The following is a 19,686-nucleotide window of genomic DNA, read 5'->3' on the forward strand; positions in this document are numbered from 1 at the left end:
CAACCTCCTTGGACTCTTTTTCAGCCTTCTACTGATTTTCAACCGCCAGACGGTTGTGGCCCCGCGCATGGGATCCTTCTGCGGCCCCTCTGCGGAAAAGCAGCCAGAGGTAGCCTGCGAGGATTGCCAGCGCAGCGCCCGAGCCGATGCCAAAGCCGTTTCCGGTAAAGACCAGCCCGAACTGGTAGAGCATAAACGCCATCGTATAGGCAAAGACGGTCTGATACCCGATCGCGAACCAGGTCCAGCGGGCATTGTTCATCTCCCGTTTGATCGCGCCGATCGCGGCAAAACAGGGGGCGCAGAGCAGGTTAAACACCAGGAACGAATAGGCGGAAAGGGCGGTAAAATGCTGTGCAATCGCGCCCAGCTCACCGAAAGCCCCCTCTTCAACCAGCTCGATCGCTTCTCCCGAAACCGCATAGATGGTGCCGAGCGCTCCAACAACCTCCTCCTTGGCAACCAGGCCAAGGACTGTTGCAACCGATGCCTGCCAGCTGCCAAAGCCGAGCGGCGCAAAGAATACCGAAAACACCGACCCGATCGACGCGAGGATGGAACTGTCGATCTCCTCAACCAGCCCGAACCCATCGGCAAATCCGAAACTGGAGGTGAACCAGACGAAAATGCTCGCAAGAAGGATCACGGTTCCCGCCTTTTTTATGAACGACCAGCCGCGCTCCCAGGTGCCGCGCAGGATATTGACAGCGGTTGGCATATGGTACTGCGGAAGCTCCATGACAAACGGGGCAGGGTCCCCGGCGAACATCCGGGTCTTTTTCAGGATGATGCCCGAAAGCACAATCGCGGCAACGCCGATGAAATAAGCGGAAGGGGCGACCCACCATGCACCGCCAAACAGCGCGCCCGCGATCAGTGCGACAATCGGCATCTTTGCACCGCAGGGGACAAAGGTAGTGGTCATGATGGTCATTTTCCGGTCGCGGTCCTGCTCGATCGTGCGCGACGCCATGATGCCCGGCACGCCGCAGCCCGCGCCGATCAGCATCGGGATGAACGATTTACCCGAGAGGCCGAACCGGCGGAAGATTCGGTCCATGATAAATGCGATACGCGCCATATAGCCGCAGTCCTCCAGTGCGCAGAGCATCAGGAACAGGACCAGCATCTGCGGGACGAATCCCAGCACCGCACCAACTCCGCCGATGATCCCATCCACCACCAGGCCGGTCAGGACCTCATTCGCCCCCGCGCTGACCAGAGCGGCTTCCACAGACGGGGACACCCACTCCCCAAAGATGGTGTCGTTGGTGAAATCGGTGAGGATGCCGCCAATGGTCGTGATCGAGAGGTAGTAGACCAGAAACATCACCGCTGCGAAGATCGGAAGTGCGAGAACCCGGTTGGTCACAATCCGGTCGATCCTGTCCGAGGTGGTCATGCCGGTGCGGTTCTTTTTGACACAGGCGTTGACCAGCCCGCCGATGTAGGTATACCGCTCGTTGGTGATGATGCTTTCCCCGTCATCATCCAATGCCTGCTCACATCCGCTGATAGCTGCTTCCAGGCGGTCCTGTACATCGGTATTGAACCGGAAGCCTTCCAGAACCTTGCTGTCCCGTTCAAACAGCTTGACCGCATACCACCGGGCAGCCTCCGCGGGGACTGCCCCCGCTATGATCCCGGTGATCTCAGAGAGGGCCTGTTCGACCTGCTTCCCAAAGGTGTGCTGTGGACTGGTTCCGCCGTTTGCCTGCGCAATCTGTACCGCACGTTCTGCCGCCTGCAGGGAGCCTTCCCCCTTGATCGCCGAGGTCTCGACCACCTCGCAGCCCAGCATCTCCGAGAGCTTTTGGGTGTCGATCCGGTCGCCGTTTTTGCGCACAATATCCATCATGTTCAGCGCGATCACCACCGGAATCCCCATTTCGGTGAGCTGGGTGGTCAGGTAAAGGTTGCGCTCAATGTTCGATCCATCCACCAGATTCAGGATCACATCCGGCTTTTCCTGGATAAGATAGTTCCGGGTCACAACCTCCTCCAGGGTATAGGGAGAGAGCGAGTAGATGCCCGGCAGGTCGGTGATGATCACATCCCTGTGCCCTTTGAGCCGCCCTTCCTTTTTTTCGACGGTGACTCCCGGCCAGTTTCCCACAAACTGGCTGGAGCCTGTCAGATCGTTGAACATGGTTGTTTTGCCGCAGTTGGGATTGCCTGCAAGCGCGATTTTGATTGACATTTGTAAGTACCTCCTCTGCGGGGGCTGCCCGCTGGCCATTTCCGGCCTTTGAAGTCGGGAAATCTGCGTATTTCAGGATAGATCCCGCATCCGGGGCCTGCCCCTAGAGCGCCGCGGATTCCACTATAATCGTTTCCGCATCCTTGCGGCGCAGCGAAAGCTCATACCCCCGGACGGTAACCTCAACCGGGTCCCCCAGCGGTGCAACCTTGCGGATATAAACCGGTGTGCCTTTGGTGATGCCCATATCCATAATCCGGCGCTTGAGTGCCCCTTCCCCATTCAGCCTGGTCACAGTGACCGTCTCACCGCATTGGGCCTGTCTGAGTGTTTTCATCTGTCTATCCCTCCTGAAAAAATGATTGGACCATAATCCGGTTTGCCATGCTTTTGCTCAAGGCGACGCGGGTATCCTTGACATTGACAATCAGGTTCCCGCCCAGCTCGGAAATGACCGTAACCAATCCGCCCTCCACAAAGCCAAGGCTTTCCAGAAAACGGCGGGTTTCGTCCTTTCCGTGAATCCCGCATACGGTATTGCTCGTTCCAGACTGTGCCATTGTTAACGGCATAATCGCTACCACCCCTTCGGATTGAAAGGCGGCCAAACCGCCTTCCAAGTTTGAAATTCAAAGGTTAGGCGTCGCTAACCAAATCAGCTGGCTATAGTTTACCGCTGCTAACTAAGTTTGTCAAGTGGGTTTGATAAAAATGCTGCCTGTGGGGAAAACTTTTTTGTATTCGACAGTAACATGCGTGATAACCGGATAATTTTTATGAAATTTGGACAAATTTGCAACCTTTTACTGATGATTCCCATAAAAAATCGCAAAAAATGGTTGACAGTTCAGTTAGCCTATGCTAATATATTTTTAGTTAGCTATAACTAACCATTGGGGAGGCGACCTGTTTTGCAAACACCGCTTGACTATCTTCTGGCTTACCATTGTGCCCCAGCGCTGGCAGGAATCAAATCTGCAAGCCTGGTTTCCTGCGATCAAACCAGATACCCGAACCTTCCGGCACAGATCGAGCGCTATAACCGCGTCCTCAACCCGCGCGGGCTCCGGTTCCGCATCCTCTGCGCATGTGGGGGCAGCAGGCTCCTGCTTGTCTACCGGGAAGCGTGTCTGGAGCGGGCGCTCTCCGCCCCCCGGGCACAAGCAATGCTTCAGGCGGCGGGATACCCTGTGGGGATGCCTGCGGAACTGCTGCTTGATACCCTCGCCGCACGCCTGCGGGAGCGGGACGGATTCCCACATGAGATCGGGCTGTTTCTGGGGTATCCGGCCGAGGATGTCTACGGCTTCCTCAAATACGGCGGGAAAAACTGTAAATACACCGGCTGTTGGAAGGTCTACTCGGACGTCGACCGCGCGCTTGCACTGTTTGACCGGTACCGGCGCTGCCGCAGCGCCCTTTGCCGAAGGGTATCCAACGGGGACTCCATCATCCAGATGTTCTGCCCGTCTTAGAGCCGTTCCCACCTCGAATGCCTTACTCGATGGTTCCCCCTCCCAGAAGATGCGGAAGAAACTGTTTATTCTGCAAGAACGCAGCAAACCGCACCGCTTCTGCCCTGCGCGGAGCAGGAAGTGTGGGTTTACATGGCGCTTACGTGGGGTGACGTACCATCTGCAATCGAAGTTTTGATTTCGGGCAGGATAACGCCGTCGAGGGAATCCACGTCTGAGGAGCAATGGATCAGCTCGATCTGCCCGCACCGGCCGGCAGTATGCTCGGCGACCTTGCGCATCAGCGAGGATTTCCCGGTGCCCGGGCCGCCTTTCAGCACAAATTCCCGCCATCCCTCAGCCGGGTTGGCGAGCTGGTCAAACCGGGAAACAAATCCCTGCGGCGTATTTGCTCCCAGAAAAAAATGCAAGGGTTTTCTGTTGTTCTCCATATCAAGAATCCTCCCGTTTTTGCTTGTTACCTTATCGTATTCCTTCCGGTCGCTTTTGGTGAAACATCCGCTTGAAAGAGGTTTTTGTGTTGAGGAAGGGCCGTGTTTGTGATATAGTTAAGATGGATACGATATCAGTGCCATCTTAGGATAAATGGGGGGGATCGGAATGGCACCCGTTGCAGGGCTTCTTTTTTTGCTCCTGCTGTTCCTGGCAGGAATTGCTTTGATCGGGGCGGGGACGTTCGTGCTGCTGGCTGGCAGGCTGCGGGCGTCCGCAGCCAACCAGCGTATAAAAAAACCGGTTGCAGTCCTGGCTGGGGGTGTGATCGCGCTGGGGGCTGTGGTCTGCCTTATACCGGCCTTTGTGCTCGGAATGATCCGTACTGTCAATCAGGATGGTTACATCGAAACACATCAATCCGCCTATCGTTACAATTTCGGAGCCGGGCAGAGCCATGTGACCTATATCGAATACGACGGGGTGCGGTACTACGACCTCGAACTGGAACTCCGGAAAGCGACCGGGGACGATTACCGGACCGACTGCTCCCTGCTGGAGCTGGGGGAGCCGGTCGCCAACCTGCGGGACGGTGCAACCAAAGACTGGGTTCTCTACCGTCTCGTTATAGATGTTCTGTTTGGCCGGGGCGGGAGCAGCAAGGAACTGCTCTACCCGGTGAAAAATGAGGGGGCGGAGGATTTTTACTGTGTCCGGGGGCTGTATTGCGCGGAATCCCGGCTGGAACAGGTGATTGTGCAGTTTCAGGAAGACCCGGCGTCCGAGCGATTTCCGCAGAATGTGTGCCGGAAACAGAAATCTCCCTCTTGACAGCAATTTTTTATTCTGCTATCTTCCAGTGCAAGGGATTGACGTCGATTCCCAAAATTCTATTTGGGAGCGTGTGAAGATGATACATTCCAACTGGCAGGGCAGTCATTATGAAGCAGGATTTCAGTATGGGGCGCAGGCCCGGCAGGCGGGGGTCTGCCTGCTCACAAAACTGCCGCCCAATCAGGCGGAGCGGCTGGATTTTTCCCGCGCCTGCCTGCCCCTCTATGAACGGCATTTTCCGCAGGTGCTTTCGGAAATACGGGGGATTGCCGCCGGACAGAAGGTCCCGTTCGATCGGATGGCGGCGTTCCTCCTCTCGATGTACGCATTTACCCCGGATGCCCATTGTTCCTGCTTCGCCTTTTCCCAGAATGGGAGCACCATTTTGGGGCGCAACAGCGACTTTTTCACCTGGATCGAGCCGGTCTGCGACAGCGCTTATTATGCGCTGGACGGGGCTTATCCTTTTATCGGGAACACGACCGCCTGGAGCGAGCTGGAGGATGGTCTGAACGCCTGCGGCCTGGCGGCGGGGCTGACCTATGTCTATTCGGACAGACGCAGGCCGGGCCTGAATGCCGGGATGTTGGTGAGATGCCTGCTTGAAACCTGCGGCTCCACCGACCAGGCAATCGCCGCACTTGAAAGGCTGCCGATCGCCTCTGCGCAGACGATCACCCTTGCCGATGCCAGCGGGAGAATCGCAGTTGTGGAATGTGACTGCGACCGGCTGGAGGTGCGCCGCCCAGGCCCGGCAGAGGGCGCTGTCTTTGCAGCCAACGGATTCGTCTCCCCTCGGATGCGTCATGGCCGGCCGCCCGCACCGAACAGCCAGGAGGACCTGTTCAGCCTCGACCGTTACCAGACGCTCGAACAGGCATTTTCCAGGCGTCCGGAGAATCCTCTGGCATTTGCGTTCGATCTGCTGTCGGGCGGACAGGGATTCCTCTGCCAGTACGACCGGGAAAATGGCGCGGATACCGTCTGGTCTGCGGTTTATGACCTGACCGGCCGCAGGTGCTGGTTGGCGGAGGGGAACCCCTCCCGCACCCCCTACCGGGAGGACCAGCGTCTGCATCCCATGTGGTGAGCCGTCCGTTTGATAAACAAGGCATACGCAGCTTTCGCCGCGTATGCCTTTTCTGGCCTCTTCAGGCAGCTTCAGAAGCCAGTTCTAAATACCGGTTTTTGTACCTGAAGAACATGAACGCAGACAGGATAAATGCCATCAATTCCGCCACCGGGGTCGCCAGCCAGATTCCGGTTACACCGAAAACCACCGGGAGCAGGAGCATAGCAATCAGCATGAACACAAACGATCTGGAAAACGCAAGGACCGCCGAAACCACCCCATTGGACAGCGCTGTGAACGCCCCGCTGGCAAAGATGTTGAATCCAATGAAAAACAGAGCCAGTGTACAGAGCCGGTTCCCGGTGACCGCGAGACCGTAAACCGGGTTGTCTGGCCGGGCGAAAACCGAAACCAGCGGTTTGGTGAGCGCCAGAGAGGAAACCACCGTCACAGCCGAAATGACCGCAATCACCTCGAAACTGATCCTGAGCAGTTTTTTCAGCTTTTCATCATTTTTCTCCCCGTAATAAAAGCTGATGAGCGGGGCGACCCCGTAGGAGTAACCCGTATACAGCGAACTTGCGAACATCAGGACATACATGATAATGGTGACAGCCGCGACCCCGTCTTCCCCCACATAGTTCAGCATGGTCCAGTTGAACATCAGGGTGACGATCCCGGTTACAAGCGCAGTCGCCATTTCAGAGCATCCATTCGAAGCGGCACCCGCCAGAACCCTCCACCGGAAAACCGGTTTCTGAAAATGCAGGAGGCTCTTTTTCTGTGCAAACACAAACAGCCCGACTACCGCAGTCACCGAATAGCCCAGCCCGGTTGCGATCGCTGCACCACCGATCCCCATCTCGAAAACCGCAAGGAAAAGATAGTCCAATACCATGTTCAGCACGCCGCCGGTCACCGAGCAGACCAGGGAAAGCGTCGCCTTTTCGCTTGCAATCATGTAGAGGGTGAATTGATTCATCAACAGGATGGGGACGATAAACAGCAGATATCGGTTCAGGTATTCCACACAGTAGCCCTTGATCGCCGCAGACAGGTTGACGCCGGCAAAAAGAGGCCCTACCGACAGGGAGCCGAGCAGGTACATGGCCGCCCCCACCACAACGTTCACCAGGATCAGGAAGGTAAAGTCCTCCCTCGCCTCCTGTGCCTGCCGTTCGCCCATCTTCTTCATAATTACCGCGCTGCCCCCTGTGGCGAGCATGGTCGAAATAGCGGTCACAAACTGTATCACCGGTGCGGTGAGGTTGATGGCCGACAGCGCGTCCGTACCGATCAGGTTGGATACGAACAGCCCGTCAACCATCGTATAAAAGGACATAAATACCGTCATCGAGATGGTTGGAACCGCAAACCGCAGGATGTTTCCCAGTGTGACAGGCCGATGGTATCCGTTTTGATTTTTCATGGATGTTTCCCCTTTCAGCTTGATTTCCCCCGTGATATGTCTTATCATAAACGATACAGTAACTGTACGGTCAAGGGGGAAATTGAAAAATGAATGAAAAAAGCAGATTGCTTACCATCGGCCAGTTTGCGGCCCTGCATGGGATCAACAAAAAAACCCTGATGTGGTATGATGAGATCGGCCTGTTCCGGCCTGCGGCGGTCAACCCGGAAAATGGGTACCGCTATTATAACTACCATCAAAGCTCCCTGTTGGAAACCATCCTGCTGCTGCGCGAACTGGACCTTCCCATCAGCGAGATCCAGTCGTTCATGAAGGAGCGTTCTGCTGCCAATCTGGAGCGCCTTTTGGGAGAACGGCTCGCGGAGCTGGACCGCCGCATCACCCATCTGAAAGCGGTCCGGAAAACCCTGTCCAACCACCGGGAAAATATGCGGACACTGCTGCACATCGACCTGTCGGAAATCTGCGTTGTCGAAAAAGAGGAACGCTGCCTGGCCACCGTCGACATCAATCCGGAGATCACCTTCGAAAAAGAGGTGGAACTGATTACGGCTGAAACCAGAAAATATCAGCTCCGCCGCCTGCACGACGCTTCCTACGGGACGATGATCCCGGTCGCCAGCCTGCACAACGGCAATTTCGAGGATTACTCCAAACTGTTTATCGAGATTCCGTTCCCCATCCAAAAAGCCGGCCTGCACATCCAGCCCGCCGGACCGTATTTGAGAGCGTTTTTCAAGGGGGACTGGTCACATCTGCCCGCCCGATATCTGGAAATTCTGGCATATGCGGAGAAGCGGGGGCTGTCGTTAACCGGTTATTCCTACGAAATGGGGATCAACGAAACCGTGACCGACCGGATCGAGGACTATATTGTGCAGATCGAGATACCGGTCGGCCAGCCGCAGGCTGCAAATATGCCCCTGGAGCGCAGACAAACGTTGTAACGGCTGCTCCCTGTGAGGCATCCGGGGCGGAGGCCCCGCAGGAAACGTCCCCATCAAAACGACGAAGCCAGCCCGTGAGGACCGGCTTCCAATTTTGAGGAAATGTTAATGTTAACCAATCGCCTGAAAATACTGGCGCACCAGATTGACGTAGGATTCCGAAAGCTCGAATGATGCTCCGTCCCCCAGCCAGGTCCCGGAAACCGGCAGGCTCCCCGCAACCTGCGCGTCCAGCTGGGAAAGGAAGTTGGCAGCGCGGCGGCGCGGCTCGTAATCGGCATAGGAAATGTCGGTATCCACAAGGTTGACCGTCAGCTTGAACAGGCTGGACGACCGCTCTTCCCCTGCCGCATCAAGATTCTGGTTGATCCATGCGGCAAGCATCCTGCCGAGCAGGCCGCATCGGGCCTCCTGATCCCGCCGGAAGGCAGGGTAAGCAAACAGATCGAACATATCCCGGGCATCCAGACGCCGGCTGCCTGCCGCAAGGTTGATTGAGTAACCGTCCCGCCGGTAGGAGATATCCTCGGGCAGCTCAAATTCGACCGATCCGGTCTTTTCAACAATCCGCTGGAACGCATCCCCGTCGACCCGCGCATACCGGTCGACCATCACTCCCAGCCGCTCAGAGAGCGCGGCCTTGACCGCTCTGCTGCCTCCGGTTTCAAATGCCTGCACAAGGGTCAGGTTTTTTCCGTCCAGAGGAACCAGTGTCTGCGGCGGGAGCATGGTAAGCGGTACCTGCCCATACTGCGGATTAAACCGTACCAGCACAAAATCAACCGGTTCACTGCCCCGCATCCCGATCACCACGGCAGTGAGCGAATCCGAATCATTGGGGCGGTAGGAGAGCTGCTGGCCATCCGCGGAATCCTTCTGGAGCGTGTTTGGCATCGACGGTTGGACCGCCATCACCGTCCCCACCATAATCAGCGCGAGCAGCAGCAGCGTCAGCGCGAATGCCAGCAGAAAACTGCGCCAGCGCTCTCTTGGATTGTATTCCATCTGATCCCCTCCGGCCATATCATACAGTCAAAACACTTCAAAGCAACCACCTGCCCTGAAGCCGTGGACAAAAGCCACCAGCACACAAAGCACGCTGGATGATCCTTCCATCTGAAGCAAGACATGCTTTTCTCAAGCGCCGCCTGCGGCGAGGCCACCGCAAGCCCACCCTAATTCCCTTCAAGTGGCTTCTACTCCTATATTGCTGGTTCTATCTTTGACCGGACAACGGATGGTTTATACAGGAAACTGAAAAAATACGCGTATGCTCCCGAAAGCGTTAGAAACCGGCGCCATCTCCGCCCTCCCCGCATGAAAAACCGCCCTCTCCCCAGCGGGCACGCGGCTTCCTTTCCCCAAAAACAAAAAACTGAGGCGCCCTAAGGCGCCTCAGCGTGTGAAAGCATCACTTTCTGTTGTTATTTCTTTCCCTGCAGAGCCAAGCTCATGTCATTGTAAGCAGACTCGTCCAGCGTTCCCATGTGTTTATCTACAACAAGGGCATTGGTGAGGGAACCGGTTACGTTGAGCATGGTTCTGGGCATGTCGATGATGGGGTCGATCGCCAGGATGGGGCTTACCATCGCGAACTGCGCGCCCATGCCGACACCGGACAGACCAACGGATGCTGCCATGGTTGCGGTTCCGGGGATACCCGCGATACCAAGCGAACCAATGGTAACAACGAAGATGGTCATTACGATCATGGTGATGTCAATCGGAGTTCCGGTCACGTTGCAAACATAGATGATCAACAGGGAGGGGAAGATACCCGCGCAGCCCTGCATACCAGCAGTGGTGCCGAAACCGGCTACGAAGCTCGCAGTACCCTGGTTGACGCCCAGCTTTTTGGTCAGCGTCTCGATGGTCATGGGGAGACAGCCAACGCTCGAGCGCGAAGTAAACGCCATCAGCATCGTCGCATAGGATTTCTTCATATAGGTCACCGGGTTCAGGCCGTGGACCATCAGGAGGACAAGCTGGATGATGAACTGGATGACTGCCGCCAGATAAAGCGCGACGATGAACTTACCCACCTCAAGGATGGAGGACAGGCCTCTCTGTGCGATGGTGTTCGCCAGCAGAGCCATTACCGCCCAAGGCATATAATCGAGGATCAGCAGAGCCATATTGATCATGGCTTTATGGGATGCGTTGATTGCGTCATACAGCGGCTTTGCAGCCTCTTCGCTCTCGTAGTTGATCCACCAAACTGCCAGGCCGAAGAACGCAGAGAAGATAACCAGACCGATGATGTTGCTGTTTACCATTGCCTCTACAATGTTGCCAGGGACCAGGTTTCTGATGGTGGTTGCCACCGGGGTGATCTCTTTTGCAGTCGCAGCGCCTTCCGCAACCACGGTGCCGCCTTTGCCAACACCGAAAAGCAGACCGATCACGATTCCGGTAACCGCAGAGATCGCGACCATCCCCATGGTGACGATGATGGTCTTTTTCACCAGCAGGCCCATGGTCTTGCCCTGCTCCATGTTGATGATAACCTGCATGATGGAGACCATGACCAGCGGTACAACGATCATCTTAATGAGATTGATATAACCGTTGCCCACCATTGCATACCATGTGGTGGTCTCGGAGACGAATGCAACCTCCATCGGGGCATCCGGGAAACCGGCCACGAACTGAATCGCCAGGCCCAGTACAAGTCCGAGACCGGTGCCGATCATGACGACAACCGCGAAATCCATGTGCTTCTTATGGTACAAAATGTGGATCAGGAAGAACAGGGCAACCAGAATCGCCAGAAAGACAATCGTCTTTATATCGCTGATCTTTAGGAAACTTTGAAAAAATACGCCTTCCATACCTCAAACTCCTTCTTCTTTCTTTTCGATTTCGATATGTGGCTTCTAATCCAAGCACCTGAAAAGAATCTTCCGGATCCTTTTCGGGCCTGCGGCGGTCCCGCCGCAGGAGGATGCTTTAAGCAGCCTTGCTTTCGATTGACAGGGGCATCCAGCACACTTTGCGTGCTGGCGGGCAAAAGCGCCCACCGCGGAAAACAAGTGCTTGTTTTTCGTGGTTTTGACGGGATTACAGGAAATTGTACGCTGTCAATATCTTGTCGCGCCCGGTCATCTTATCGGTGAAATATTCATAATAGCTGATGCCCAAAAACGATCCCGAGATATTGAAAAGGTTCTCAAATCCGCGGCCTTTCAGCGCCATGATCGCATTATAGCTTCTCTGGCTGGTCCGGCAGTGCAGATACACAGGGCGGTCTTTGGGGATTTCCGAAACCCGCTGCCGCAGCTCGCCCAGAGGGATATTGACCGCGCCAATCAGATGGCCCGCCTCAAATTCCCCGGGTGTCCGCACATCAATGATGCAGGCATGGTTTTCCACCAGATCGCGGACCTCGCTCACATGGACCTGCCGGAAAACGCCATGGAGGACGTTCAGCCCTACCAGTGCAGCCAGGTTGACCACATCCCTCGCTGTACCGAATACAGGCGAATAGCAGAGCTCCAGCTCTTTCAGGTCTTCCAGTGTACCGTTCATGGCAATCAGCGTTGCGATAACGTCGATCCGCTTATCCACATTCCCTTTTCCGACCGCCTGTGCACCGAGAATCCTTCCGGTAGGCAGTTCGAACACGAGCTTGAAATGAACAGGGGAGCTGCCGGGCATGAGCCCTACCTTATCCATGGCCATAGTATAGACCGAGTCGCAGGGAATCTGGTTGGCCTTTGCGGTTTTCTCATTCAGCCCTGTAGCGGCTGCGTTGAGATTGAACACCCTGACCGCACAGGAGCCGATCACACCTTTGTTAGCCCCGCGCATCCCATAGATGGCGTCGGCCGCTGTCCTCGCCTGACGCAGGGCAGGCCCCGCAAGCGGCAGTTTCGCTGACTTGTGGGTCAGGCGCTGGTACACCTCGATGGCATCCCCTACTGCGTAGATATGCGGATCGCTGGTGCGGAAATCCGGCGTGACCTTGATGGCGCCTGTTTCCCCCAGTTCCAGTCCCGCCGCTTTTGCAAGGGCGGTCTCGGGTACAACACCGATGGCGAGTACCACCGCCTGCGCGGACAGCTCTCTGCCGGAGCTGAGGAGCACCTTATCCTCTGTAATCGACTTTACGCCGTCCCCGACAAACAGTTCCACGCCCTGGTCGCAAAGCTCTTTCTGGAGGATCTGGCTCATGTCATAGTCAAAGGGCGCCATGACCTGGTTGGCAGCTTCCACCACAGAGACCCGTTTTCCGGCCTCCTTCAGGTTTTCCGCGACCTCAAGCCCGATGAAGCCTCCGCCAACCACTACTACATCCTGGATGTTCTCCCGGTTGACATACTGGTCCAGCTTTACAATATCGTTTACATTGCGCACCGTGAATACATGCGGAAGGGAGACCCCCTCAATCGCTTTGGGGCGGATAGGGCTGGAGCCGGGTGAGAGCACCAGTTCATCATAAGCCTCCTCGTATTCCTGACCAGTGGCACTGTCCTTTACCTGAATCGTTTTGCGGGCTCGGTCAATGCCGCACACCTCATGGTTGACCCGTACATCAATATCATAGGAGGCTTTAAAGCTCTCCGGGGTCATCATCACGAGGGAATCGCTGTTTTCAACGGTCCGGCTCAGATAATATGGAAGAGAGCAGTTGGAAAAAGATACATGCTCCCCTCGCTCGAAAATGCTGATAGAGGCATCCGCGTCCAAACGTCTGATCCGGGCCGCTGCGGAAGCTCCGCCGGCAACGCCTCCTACCACAAGCACTCGTTTTCCCATATATTCACTTCCTTTACAACTACAGCTGAATCGCAGGGGCCTGTTTACTGCCGCTCTTTGATGTTGGTGATAATGCGCTCCACTGCTGTGCGGATATTCTTGGTATCCGTAGCCAGATTGATCCGGATAAATCCGTGACCGGTGAAGCTGAACCACTCTCCTACATCGCAGGCAAGGCGGCATTTTTTCTGGATGAACTCCTCGACCTCTTTGCCGGGGATGTAGCCGCGCAGGTCGATCCACGAGAGGTAGGTTCCCTCAAGAGGGGTCACCACGATCTTCGGGAGCTCTTTCGCAAACTCCTGTTTCATATAGTCGTAGTTATGGCGGATCAGGGCTTTCACATTGTCAAACCACTCCTCGCCGCCACGGTATGCGGCTTCCACTGCGGTGAGACCCATGAGATTTGCCTCTGCCGAGCCTATGCTCTTTATGTAAGCGTCGTACTTCTCCATCAGCTTCTCATCGTAAATGATGACATGAGAATGGATCAGGCCAGCCAGGTTAAAGGTCTTGGATGCAGCATTGAGGATGATCAGGATGTCCTTATACTTGCCGCCCTTCACCAGCGCGGTGGAGACGAACGGGTTGGTATCATAAGCGAAATCCTGATGGATCTCATCGGCCAATACCAGCACATTGTGCCGCTTGCAGATATCCAGCACGCCGTCCAGCTCTTCCTCGGTCCATACGCGGCATACCGGGTTATGGGGCGAGCAGAGGATGAACATTTCCACCTGGTTCTCGGTGACCGCTTTTTCGAATTTTTCCAGATCCAGGACATAGTGACCGTCCTGGTTGTCCAGTTCACATGTGACGAGGTTTCTGCCAGTATTCAGGATCGCGTCATAGAACGGATAGTATACGGGCGGGCAGATAACGACCGAAGCTTTTTCCTGGGTGTAGGCCCTTACCGCTGTGTACAGGGAGCCTACCACGCCGGTGGCGAACCGAACGTTATTTTTGGCCAGCTCAATCCCATGGCGCTTTTTCTGCCATGCAAAAAACGCCTCATAATAATGGTCCTCTACCCTGCCGTAGCCAAAAACGCCATGCTCTACGCGTTTTGCAAGGGCCTCGCGCACCGACGGAGGGGACTGAATCTCCATATCTGCAACCCACAATGCAAGCAGGTCAGCATCCCCGAAGATATCCTGAAGCGAATCCCATTTCAGGGTACCGGTTCCTCTCCGTTCCACGCAGTTTTCCTTACAGAACTTCTCGAAATCCATTTTGAGTAACCCCTTTCATTTGTATTTACCAGAACCTCTGGTATAGTTTATCTCGTAAACAATATTGTAGCACGCGTTACGTTTCTTGTCAATGAAATTTGTAATTTCCGTAATAATGTATTCTCATTTTCTTAATAATTAGGTGATTTTCACAAGAATAAATATTTCTTTTTGGTGAAATTGTTTTGCGATTTAACTATTCCCAAATATGAAACGGGCTTCCCCGCTCATCTTGCAATGGAAAATCAGATATGATATGATGGAACCATACAAAAGCTCAGGGAGGAAATGCCTATATGGGCCAGTTTTCAGATATAGACCAAGTTTACCAAAAAGAGACCCGCAAAGCGAATATGCTGTATGAATTTGTCATTCTGTATCACAATTACATCTATGCCCAGCATACCTACGAGGCTGAAAACTGCAATATGATGGAGATACACACCCTTACCTATATTGACGACAGCCCGGGTATCACGGTGACCCAGCTATCCAAAATCTGGCACAAAAGCAAAAGCGCCATCTCCCAGACGGTGAAAAAGCTGATGGAAGCTGGATATGTGGAAAAGCGCTATACAGAGTATGACAAGAAAACCGCCTGCCTGTATGTGACCGAAAAGGGAAAGCGGCTTTCCAGCATCCATAAGGCCTACGATGTTGCAGACATCACCCAGACAACCGCACTTCTGGTGGAACAGTGCAGCGAGGCGGATCTGGAGGCTTTTTACCGGATCATCGAGCAATACATCAAACTTCTGAAAGCTGAGTGATGGCGCGGTATCCTGTGCCGGCACAGGGCATGGGAATGTAGCCAGTGGGAAAAAGCGTACCCAACGTTTGGAGGGGTGCGCTTTTTTATGTGGGTTAAGGCTTACACAACGCTTTTCAGGGGCGTTTAAACTGCCTTGAGCCCGGAAAGCATGAACTGCCCGAGGCGAACTGTTATGTGCGGAAAAACCGCAAGAATGATGAAAAACGGATTTGACTGTTTTGGTACAATCAGTGGGAAAGGAGGGAACCCATGGGCAACCATCAGGTTGAGAACATCGCAGCGGCCATTTCCTATATTGAAGCGCATCTCTATGAAAAACTGGATTTAGATACGGTTGCAAATGCGGTTTGCTATTCCAAGTACCATCTGCACCGGATGTTTACAGGCACAGTTGGGATAACACCTCACGACTACATCCAGCGCAGACAACTAACCGAGGCGGCAAAACTGCTGGTATTTTCGAAAAAGCCAATCATCGAAATTGCACTGGCTGCTGGCTACGAAAGCCAACAGGCGTTTACTTCCATCTTCAAAGCCATGTATAAACAGACGCCGTTGGAGTATAGGCAAAACGGGGCCTTTTACCCTCTTCAGCTGGAATTTCTATTAAACAAAAATCCATCTGTACCCGGTGGGATGCCGCAAAAAATCTCTTATGCTGCACCGGCGGACATTCCCGCCTGGATGAACTTTGTCCCGCTTGTGATTGGCGGTTTTCCCCATCTTGATGCAGCCTCCCATCTGGAGCAGGCCAAACGGTATATTCAGCGGTCCCAGGCCCTTGTGATGCGGGACGGCCCTACCATCATTGGGGCCGCCGCATTTTCCTGCCAGGCCGGGAGTATCGATTTTCTGGCTGTGCATCCGCAATACCGGCATTACGGAGTGGCAAAATCGCTCCTCGACTTTATGGTCTGCCATCCGTTTGCAGGCCGTGAAATCAGCATCACAACCTTTCGAGAGGGGGATAAGGCCGACACCGGACAGCGCGAGGAATACAAGCGGCTTGGATTTGCCGAATCGGAGCTTCTCACTGAGTTTGGCTACCCCACCCAGCGGTTGATTCTGCCGCCAAAACAGGAGGAAAACAGCAATGGATGATAATATTTTAGACCAGGAATGGAGCGCAGGTTCACTCCTGCGCTTTGCGTTTCCCACCATCACCATGATGATTTTCATGGGACTGTATACCATCGTGGACACAATTTTTGTAGCGCAGTTTGTGAATACCGATGCGCTTTCCGCCATCAACATTGTGTGCCCTATCATCAATAGCACAGTTGGTCTGGGAACGATGATTGCAACAGGCGGAAATGCCATCATTTCCCGAAAAATGGGAGCTGGCAGACAGCGGGAAGCAAAGGAGGATTTTACCCTGTTGGTGATCACAGGGGCTGTGGCTGGATTTCTGATTCTTCTGGGTGGGATCATCTGGATCGACAAAATCATTTACGCGCTCGGAGCCAGCGGCCTGCTCTTTCCCTATTGCAAAGGCTACCTTATGACACTGCTTCTATTCATTCCGGCAAATGTACTGCAAACGCTCTTCTCAAACCTGTTTGCAACAGCCGGAAAACCGGGCCTCGGCTTCGGTCTGTCCGTTTTGGCAGGCACAGCGAACCTCATTTTGGATTACATTTTCATTGTCCCCTGCGGCCTGGGCATCCGGGGCGCCGCTTTGGGGACGGGCTTCGGCTATCTGATCCCCACAGCTGTCGGGCTGGTCTATTTTGCCCGGAGCAAAGGGCCCCTGTCTTTTACAAAGCCAAAATGGAAAGGGGCCGTAATCTGGGAGAGTTGCTTTAACGGCTCTTCCGAAATGGTAAGCCAGCTTGCAGCAGCCGTCACAACGTTTCTGTTCAACCGCACAATGATGCACCTGTTGGGGGAAGATGGTGTTGCTGCGATCACCATTATCATCTACTCCCAATTTCTGCTGAACACGCTGTATATCGGCTTTTCGATCGGGGTGGCGCCCATCATCGGGTTTCACTATGGAAATAAAAATGACGTGCAGCAGAAAAAGGTGTTCTCCATCAGTATGCGGTTTATCGCGGCGGCATCAGTGGTACTATTTTTAGGGTCTATATTTGGCGGCTCCCGTATCGTGCGCCTGTTTGCGGAGGAAACATCGGAAGTCTACCGCATTGCCGCAGACGGATTTGCTATTTTTTCATACAGCTTCCTGTTCTGCGGTTTGAACAGCTTTACATCTGCGATGTTCACAGCCCTGTCAAACGGAAAACTATCTGCTGTCCTTTCATTCCTGCGGACGTTTGGCCTGCTGACAGGCGGCATCCTGCTGCTGCCCCGCATTTGGGGAATAACGGGGGTATGGCTGGCTGTCCCCGTTGCAGAGGGGATCATGGCGGCTGTCTCTGCGATTTTCCTTGCCCATTATCGGAAACGGTATGCCTACTGAACCATTCATCCAGACAGTGCAGACACGCGGATATTTCCAGGAAAACAAGAACCGCCGAAAGCCTTCATTCCACAGGGCTTTCGACGGTTTTCTGGCGTCGCTAAGAGGATTCGAACCTCCGGCCTACCGCTTAGGAGTACGGCGTACCATTTCGTAAATTGTTCATATCATATCTTCCCGTGTTGTTTCTTCGCAAATTGTGCTGCCTGGAGGCAGGTCAATTTGCACAAATTCCCCTGAAATATGCTGCCTTACAACGGCTTTTCAAATGTCGTATTAGCAAGATATTAGCAGGAACCCCTTGTGACGGAGGGCTTTCAGGGGCCATTTCAAAATGATATTAGCACAGGGAGGTTAATCTTATGAGCACCAACGAAAAGGGGACGCCCCAAAGCAGAACATACACCGTGAATGACATCGCAGCCATTCTCGGTATCGGCCGCACTACGGCCTATAAGCTCGCCAACTCCGGAGCGTTCAAAACAATCCGCATCGGCAACATGATCCGCATCTCCAGAAAGTCCTTTGAGGATTGGCTGAAGATGGAGGAAATAATAAAAGAATAGACTTAGGCGGATTTTTTATAGCGCAAGGTAAAAAACAGGGCCCCATAACTGGGGCCCTGCTTTTTAAACTGCCAACTCGTCGTGTCCATAGAGTAGCTTATCCAGCTCGTAATCGCTCATTATCTGGGGGCAACTACGATATGAAAACCTGTGATCGGTGTGAAATTCGTCGACCATTCTAGGATAGCGGTGCCCCATTTCAAGCAAGTATGCTTTGTCAGGAGTCCCCTTTATTTCAAAGGCTCGAATCTCCTTTTTGGCGGGGGGCTTCCAAGTTTCTACCCCATTCTTGTCGACCTTGCGGTGGCACAGATCGCTTCTAATATCGAGATGCTCTTGCTGTCGATAGCGCAGGGCATATTTCTGGAGAAGTTCTCCCGGAGATGACAACATGCGCCTACCAACAAAGCATTTGGGAACAAGCAATGTTTGATAGCTTCCTGAACTAATTCTGGGGAATTCTCTTCTTTCCCAGCGGTGAGTCGTAGAATTCCACATACAAAAAATGGCAGGAATGTCACCCGCATTTGAGATGCCCCAATACTCGTACTGTTCGAGGGTATAGTCAATCAGAACCGCCCGGATAATGTTGGTTGTCAGGTCTGAAAGACGGTCATAACCAAAGTTTGGAGTCCACAAATGAAGATCACCAAGTTGAGTAATCAGTCCCTTGTCAAAGAGATGCTCTCTTATCATCTCCTCAACAATCGGCATTAGGATTTCGGGAGATGTACCCCGTCCTTGCGAACGGGAAGCAGAAAGACCTAGATGCGTTTCGTTAGGTTCCCGTCCAAAAGACAGCATGTCGTACAAACGCTTCGAGTTTCTCTCCGCCGCAACCTGGCAAAGTGTGGCGAAGAAATCATCTATGCAGTGAGATGCGGATGCTGAAATGGGATGGTTACTAAGCGCAATACGCTCAGGATCGACATATAGACTGGTATCCGTTTCAAGGCGGATGTCTACGAAGTCGATGTCCTTATGCCCAGTAATTGGAAGGCGGTGGAATGTAGAAAAATTCATCTTTATTCTCCTTAAAATCTAAAAATTTTTTGGCCATCTATGTTAGCCCCCTTCTTGATTTTTAAGGAGGAATCCTGTACAATAAATTGGCTGTTGCGATACAGGACACCTCCAAGCATAAGATGTGCGTCACCACATACTTATGCTTTTTGACCACCGGTGGTATCGCTTAAGGACCTCTCTGAATCTTAGGAAATTTCAGAGAGGTCCTTTTTTATTCCACCGGGACTACCTTCTGCATTGGAATCCCCCCCTCTGTAACTTAAGCGCTGTAGATGATGTTTCTGCGTTCGGCACTTGGCAGTCAATGGTTTGGACTGCTAGCCAACTATACTATAGCACTTGCCCCGCATATAGTCAACAGGTAAACTGCAACGAAATGAGGTTTTTTCTCATTATAATGTAAATATTTTGTTAACAGGCATAAAACTGCGTATTTTATAGAGGTATTTCCTCAAAGATAAGATTGCTTTGCTTGAAAGAAATCTGCCATAGGACTTTGTCCTATGGCCCTTTTTATA

General features: G+C 53.5%; 18 protein-coding genes. 8 read left to right on the forward strand and 10 right to left on the reverse strand.

What is annotated here, in order from left to right; genetic code table 11:
- Window positions 1-28: 28 nt before the first annotated feature.
- From feoB to C814_RS18625, 3 genes are all read right to left on the reverse strand, one after another.
- Window positions 29-2,200 (reverse strand): ferrous iron transport protein B, encoded by a 2,172-nt coding sequence (feoB, locus tag C814_RS18615; RefSeq protein WP_016316972.1) that lies wholly within the window; start codon window positions 2,198-2,200, stop codon window positions 29-31.
- Between the two features lie 103 nt (window positions 2,201-2,303).
- Entirely contained in the window at window positions 2,304-2,537 is a 234-nt protein-coding gene (locus C814_RS18620) for a FeoA family protein (protein ID WP_016316973.1), read from the reverse strand.
- A gap of 4 nt (window positions 2,538-2,541) precedes the next feature.
- A complete protein-coding gene (locus tag C814_RS18625; protein ID WP_016316974.1) occupies window positions 2,542-2,772 on the reverse strand; it encodes a FeoA family protein in 231 nt (76 codons plus the stop codon).
- 339 nt (window positions 2,773-3,111) lie between these two features.
- Between C814_RS18625 and C814_RS18630 the strand changes: the two genes are divergently transcribed.
- Entirely contained in the window at window positions 3,112-3,675 is a 564-nt protein-coding gene (locus C814_RS18630) for a DUF3793 family protein (RefSeq protein WP_016316975.1), read from the forward strand.
- A 128-nt stretch (window positions 3,676-3,803) separates the two neighbouring features.
- On the opposite strand, the gene C814_RS18635 is transcribed toward C814_RS18630, so the two are convergent.
- On the reverse strand, window positions 3,804-4,106 hold the full coding sequence (locus C814_RS18635) for a hypothetical protein (RefSeq protein ID WP_016316976.1): 303 nt from the start codon (window positions 4,104-4,106) through the stop codon (window positions 3,804-3,806).
- 169 nt (window positions 4,107-4,275) lie between these two features.
- On the opposite strand from C814_RS18635, the gene C814_RS18640 reads away from it, so the two are divergent.
- The gene (locus tag C814_RS18640) at window positions 4,276-4,938 is read left to right on the forward strand and encodes a hypothetical protein (RefSeq protein ID WP_016316977.1); all 663 of its coding nucleotides are present in this window, start codon (window positions 4,276-4,278) and stop codon (window positions 4,936-4,938) included.
- A gap of 79 nt (window positions 4,939-5,017) precedes the next feature.
- Entirely contained in the window at window positions 5,018-6,031 is a 1,014-nt protein-coding gene (locus tag C814_RS18645) for a C45 family autoproteolytic acyltransferase/hydrolase (protein ID WP_016316978.1), read from the forward strand.
- A 61-nt stretch (window positions 6,032-6,092) separates the two neighbouring features.
- Here the strand turns inward: C814_RS18645 and C814_RS18650 are convergent, their stop codons facing one another.
- On the reverse strand, window positions 6,093-7,442 hold the full coding sequence (locus tag C814_RS18650) for an MATE family efflux transporter (RefSeq protein ID WP_016316979.1): 1,350 nt from the start codon (window positions 7,440-7,442) through the stop codon (window positions 6,093-6,095).
- 89 nt (window positions 7,443-7,531) lie between these two features.
- On the opposite strand from C814_RS18650, the gene C814_RS18655 reads away from it, so the two are divergent.
- Entirely contained in the window at window positions 7,532-8,392 is an 861-nt protein-coding gene (locus C814_RS18655) for a MerR family transcriptional regulator (RefSeq protein WP_016316980.1), read from the forward strand.
- A 111-nt stretch (window positions 8,393-8,503) separates the two neighbouring features.
- Here the strand turns inward: C814_RS18655 and C814_RS18660 are convergent, their stop codons facing one another.
- The 4 genes from C814_RS18660 to C814_RS18675 all read right to left on the reverse strand — a co-directional run bounded on the left by C814_RS18660 (window position 8,504) and on the right by C814_RS18675 (window position 14,382).
- Complete coding sequence (locus C814_RS18660) at window positions 8,504-9,397, reverse strand: LCP family protein (protein ID WP_016316981.1); 894 nt, start codon at window positions 9,395-9,397, stop codon at window positions 8,504-8,506.
- Between the two features lie 419 nt (window positions 9,398-9,816).
- The gene (locus C814_RS18665; protein WP_016316982.1) at window positions 9,817-11,223 is read right to left on the reverse strand and encodes a cation:dicarboxylate symporter family transporter; all 1,407 of its coding nucleotides are present in this window, start codon (window positions 11,221-11,223) and stop codon (window positions 9,817-9,819) included.
- A 229-nt stretch (window positions 11,224-11,452) separates the two neighbouring features.
- Window positions 11,453-13,150, reverse strand: a complete 1,698-nt coding sequence (locus tag C814_RS18670) for an FAD-dependent oxidoreductase (protein ID WP_016316983.1) — start codon at window positions 13,148-13,150, stop codon at window positions 11,453-11,455.
- 44 nt (window positions 13,151-13,194) lie between these two features.
- The gene (locus tag C814_RS18675; RefSeq protein WP_016316984.1) at window positions 13,195-14,382 is read right to left on the reverse strand and encodes a MalY/PatB family protein; all 1,188 of its coding nucleotides are present in this window, start codon (window positions 14,380-14,382) and stop codon (window positions 13,195-13,197) included.
- A gap of 296 nt (window positions 14,383-14,678) precedes the next feature.
- Between C814_RS18675 and C814_RS18680 the strand changes: the two genes are divergently transcribed.
- From C814_RS18680 to C814_RS18695, 4 genes are all read left to right on the forward strand, one after another.
- Window positions 14,679-15,152 carry a MarR family winged helix-turn-helix transcriptional regulator gene (locus C814_RS18680; RefSeq protein WP_016316985.1) on the forward strand — a complete coding sequence of 158 codons (474 nt, stop codon included), beginning with the start codon at window positions 14,679-14,681 and terminating at the stop codon, window positions 15,150-15,152.
- A 251-nt stretch (window positions 15,153-15,403) separates the two neighbouring features.
- Window positions 15,404-16,255, forward strand: coding sequence for a GNAT family N-acetyltransferase (locus C814_RS18685; RefSeq protein WP_016316986.1), 852 nt, complete (start codon window positions 15,404-15,406; stop codon window positions 16,253-16,255).
- Window positions 16,248-17,576 (forward strand): MATE family efflux transporter, encoded by a 1,329-nt coding sequence (locus C814_RS18690; RefSeq protein ID WP_016316987.1) that lies wholly within the window; start codon window positions 16,248-16,250, stop codon window positions 17,574-17,576. The genes C814_RS18685 and C814_RS18690 overlap by 8 nt, the downstream gene beginning before the upstream one ends.
- A 362-nt stretch (window positions 17,577-17,938) precedes the next feature.
- On the forward strand, window positions 17,939-18,142 hold the full coding sequence (locus tag C814_RS18695) for a helix-turn-helix domain-containing protein (RefSeq protein ID WP_016316988.1): 204 nt from the start codon (window positions 17,939-17,941) through the stop codon (window positions 18,140-18,142).
- 63 nt (window positions 18,143-18,205) lie between these two features.
- Here C814_RS18695 and C814_RS18700 read toward each other — a convergent pair whose 3' ends face one another.
- Window positions 18,206-19,165: a hypothetical protein gene (locus tag C814_RS18700; protein WP_016316989.1), complete on the reverse strand. Its 960-nt coding sequence runs from the start codon at window positions 19,163-19,165 to the stop codon at window positions 18,206-18,208.
- Between the last annotated feature and the right edge of the window lie 521 nt (window positions 19,166-19,686).

This window comes from Anaerotruncus sp. G3(2012) (assembly GCF_000403395.2).
Classification (GTDB): Bacteria; Bacillota; Clostridia; order Oscillospirales; family Ruminococcaceae; genus Anaerotruncus.

What these genes read in the sequence shown, in the direction of transcription:
- C814_RS18655 (WP_016316980.1), top strand. Translation starts at nt 7,532, where the DNA reads ATGAATGAAAAAAGCAGATTGCTTACCATCGGCCAGTTTGCGGCCCTG.
- C814_RS18690 (WP_016316987.1), top strand. Translation starts at nt 16,248, where the DNA reads ATGGATGATAATATTTTAGACCAGGAATGGAGCGCAGGTTCACTCCTG.
- C814_RS18640 (WP_016316977.1), top strand. Translation starts at nt 4,276, where the DNA reads ATGGCACCCGTTGCAGGGCTTCTTTTTTTGCTCCTGCTGTTCCTGGCA.
- C814_RS18680 (WP_016316985.1), top strand. Translation starts at nt 14,679, where the DNA reads ATGGGCCAGTTTTCAGATATAGACCAAGTTTACCAAAAAGAGACCCGC.
- C814_RS18695 (WP_016316988.1), top strand. Translation starts at nt 17,939, where the DNA reads ATGAGCACCAACGAAAAGGGGACGCCCCAAAGCAGAACATACACCGTG.
- C814_RS18635 (WP_016316976.1), bottom strand. Translation starts at nt 4,106, where the DNA reads ATGGAGAACAACAGAAAACCCTTGCATTTTTTTCTGGGAGCAAATACG.
- C814_RS18645 (WP_016316978.1), top strand. Translation starts at nt 5,018, where the DNA reads ATGATACATTCCAACTGGCAGGGCAGTCATTATGAAGCAGGATTTCAG.
- C814_RS18625 (WP_016316974.1), bottom strand. Translation starts at nt 2,772, where the DNA reads ATGCCGTTAACAATGGCACAGTCTGGAACGAGCAATACCGTATGCGGG.
- C814_RS18675 (WP_016316984.1), bottom strand. Translation starts at nt 14,382, where the DNA reads ATGGATTTCGAGAAGTTCTGTAAGGAAAACTGCGTGGAACGGAGAGGA.
- C814_RS18670 (WP_016316983.1), bottom strand. Translation starts at nt 13,150, where the DNA reads ATGGGAAAACGAGTGCTTGTGGTAGGAGGCGTTGCCGGCGGAGCTTCC.
- C814_RS18700 (WP_016316989.1), bottom strand. Translation starts at nt 19,165, where the DNA reads ATGAATTTTTCTACATTCCACCGCCTTCCAATTACTGGGCATAAGGAC.
- feoB (WP_016316972.1), bottom strand. Translation starts at nt 2,200, where the DNA reads ATGTCAATCAAAATCGCGCTTGCAGGCAATCCCAACTGCGGCAAAACA.
- C814_RS18660 (WP_016316981.1), bottom strand. Translation starts at nt 9,397, where the DNA reads ATGGAATACAATCCAAGAGAGCGCTGGCGCAGTTTTCTGCTGGCATTC.
- C814_RS18650 (WP_016316979.1), bottom strand. Translation starts at nt 7,442, where the DNA reads ATGAAAAATCAAAACGGATACCATCGGCCTGTCACACTGGGAAACATC.
- C814_RS18665 (WP_016316982.1), bottom strand. Translation starts at nt 11,223, where the DNA reads ATGGAAGGCGTATTTTTTCAAAGTTTCCTAAAGATCAGCGATATAAAG.
- C814_RS18685 (WP_016316986.1), top strand. Translation starts at nt 15,404, where the DNA reads ATGGGCAACCATCAGGTTGAGAACATCGCAGCGGCCATTTCCTATATT.
- C814_RS18620 (WP_016316973.1), bottom strand. Translation starts at nt 2,537, where the DNA reads ATGAAAACACTCAGACAGGCCCAATGCGGTGAGACGGTCACTGTGACC.